Genomic DNA, 2421 nt, shown 5'->3' on the forward strand with positions numbered 1-2421 from the left:
TCAGACGTCGGCGTGAGCACGTACCCCCCGACGCGGCCCCGCCCCACAACAAACAACGCGCACCCCGCAGCAGGGAACACGCGGCCGAAACAAGGCGCACCGGCCGCTACGGCCGCTTCGGCTTCCCGTCGCCGCGCAGCCAAGCCGCCCAGACACCGCTCAGGTCCGCACCCCCCGCCCGCTTCTCGACGTACGCAACGAACGCGTCCGTGTCCGCGGTGCCGTGGCGATACGCCGCAGGCCAGCCCCGGAGGATGCCGAAGAATGCCTCGTCGCCGACGGCCTGACGGATCTTGTGCAGAACCATCGCACCGCGCTCGTACACCGGACTGTCGGAAATCCGGTCAGGACCAGGCGGCTCGGCAGGCGGGAAGGCCCAGATCCCCTCATCGTCACCCTCGTACAGCGCGTCGAAGGTCTCCTGCGCGGTGTCGCCGCCGTGGTCCTCCTCCCAGAGCCACTCGGCATACGTCGCGAAGCCCTCGTTCAGCCACATGTCCTGCCAGGTCCGCGGCGAGACCGAGTTGCCGAACCACTGGTGGGCGAACTCATGGACCATCAGCTCGGTCTCGGGGACGCCCGGGAAGACCGGCTTCGTCTGGGTCTCCAGGGCATACCCGGCATCGTCCTCACCGGCGACGATCGCGCCGACGGACGAGAAGGGATACGGCCCGAAGAGGCGCTCCTGCCACGCGATGATCTCCGGGATCTCGGCGAGGGCCTCCTCGCCCTCCGCCGCCTCCTCGGGCACGACGGCGGTGTGCACCGGCAGCCCGCCCTTCGTCGTCGAGGTCCTCGTCTCGTACGGGCCGATCGCGACCATCGCGACATAGCTGGCCATGGGCTCCGCGCTGTGCCAGTTGAAGGTGGTGCGGCCGCCGTTCTCCGTGGTGCTCTTCAACTCGCCGTTGGAGAGGGCCTTCAGCCCCTTCGGGACGGTGACCGCGATGTCGTACGCGGCCTTGTCGCCGGGGTGGTGGTTGCCGGGGAACCAGGCCATCGAACCGGCCGGTTCACCGAGGGCGAGCGCGCCCCCGCCGTCGGTACGCAGCCAGCCCTCCTCGGCGCCGTCCGCGTCGGTGATCGTCTGGGGCGTGCCCGAGTAGCGGACCCTGGTACGGAAGGTCTCGCCCTTGTGGAGGTCGTCGGACGGGCGAACGGTCAGCTCGTGGCGCACGGTGTTGAAGCGCGCGGCCTTGCCCTCGACACTCACCTTGTCGGCCTTCAGCCCCGACAGGTCCAGGTTGAAGGCGCTGAGGTCCTGCGTCGCACGGGCCGTGATGACCGCCTCGCCCTTGAGACGCCCGGAGTCGGGGTCGTAGTCGAGCGTGAGCGCGTAGTGCGAGACGTCGTAACCGCCGTTGCCGAGCTTCGGGAAGTACGGGTCGCCGACGCCCGCCGCGCCCGGAGTACCCCGAACGCCGCCGCACGCGGCGAGGGCCAGTGCGGCGGCGACGGTGACGGGGAGCGCACGGCGGGCGCGGCGTCGGATCACCAGGTGATCATATGGGCCACTTAACGGGCGTATGTCACTTGCCCAGCGCCGCGACCCCGGCCTGCGCGAACTTCTCGTCCAGGTCACCGGAGGGTGCACCCGCGACGCCGATGCCCGCGACGGGCGCACCGTCGACGGTGACCGGGGCGCCACCGCCGAGGAAGAGGGTGCCCGGAATGTCCTTCAGGTTCGGGGCCTGCTCCAGGCGCTTGACCAGCTCGGAGGTGGGCGCGTTCCAGGAGACGGCGGTGTACGCCTTCTTCTGGGCCGACTCGTAGGACTGCGGGCCCGCACCGTCGCCGCGCAGGGTGACGATCGTGTTGCCGTTGCGGTCGACGACGGCGACGGTGACGCGCTGGTTCTCGTCCTCGGCGGCGTCGAGGGTGGCCTGAGCGGCACGGGTGGCGGCGTCGATGGTCAGGTGGGTGGACTGGGTGAGGTCCTTGTCCTTCACGTCCGCCTTGGCCACGGCGACGGTGGCCGACTGCTGATCGGCGGGCGCGGCGTTCGCGGACAGCGCGCCGAAGGTGCCGGCGGCGAGCGTGGCGGCCACGGCGGTGCCGGTGAGGAGGCGTGCGCGGCGGGACAGCTTCTTCATGGTTCAGGCTCCTGGGCTGGGCGTTCTCGGGGCGTTCTCGGGGCGTTCTCGGGATGCGGGGTGCCGCTCCGGTATCCATGCTCCGGCCGGTACAGGGCCCGTACGGTCGACGTACCGGCTGCGGTCGGCGCGCGACTCGGCTGACCCAGGGGTCGGCCGATCGGTTGATGCGGGGCTGGCCGCGGCGGGTGACGATGGGGTCACCGGCGCGCCCTGACACGGGGGCACGCGGGCGGCACAGTTCGGCAAGGAGCGACGGGTGGAGCACAGATCGGCGGAGTACGGGCCGACGACCCGGCGCCCCGCACCCGAGGGCCAGCGCCCCGCG

The 2421-nt window shown here is 71.4% G+C and carries 2 protein-coding genes; both read right to left on the minus strand.

What is annotated here, in order from left to right:
- Window positions 1-106: 106 nt before the first annotated feature.
- Window positions 107-1495, minus strand: a complete 1389-nt coding sequence (locus U9R90_RS35545) for a M1 family metallopeptidase (protein WP_411061574.1) — start codon at window positions 1493-1495, stop codon at window positions 107-109.
- Between the two features lie 34 nt (window positions 1496-1529).
- Window positions 1530-2093 carry a GlcG/HbpS family heme-binding protein gene (locus tag U9R90_RS35550; protein WP_411061576.1) on the minus strand — a complete coding sequence of 188 codons (564 nt, stop codon included), beginning with the start codon at window positions 2091-2093 and terminating at the stop codon, window positions 1530-1532.
- Between the last annotated feature and the right edge of the window lie 328 nt (window positions 2094-2421).

This window comes from Streptomyces sp. E11-3 (assembly GCF_046540415.1).
Classification (GTDB): domain Bacteria; phylum Actinomycetota; class Actinomycetes; order Streptomycetales; family Streptomycetaceae; genus Streptomyces.

Bases quoted from the DNA above. Each gene is read 5' to 3' on its own strand.
- U9R90_RS35550 (WP_411061576.1), bottom strand. From the start codon at position 2,093: ATGAAGAAGCTGTCCCGCCGCGCACGCCTCCTCACCGGCACCGCCGTG.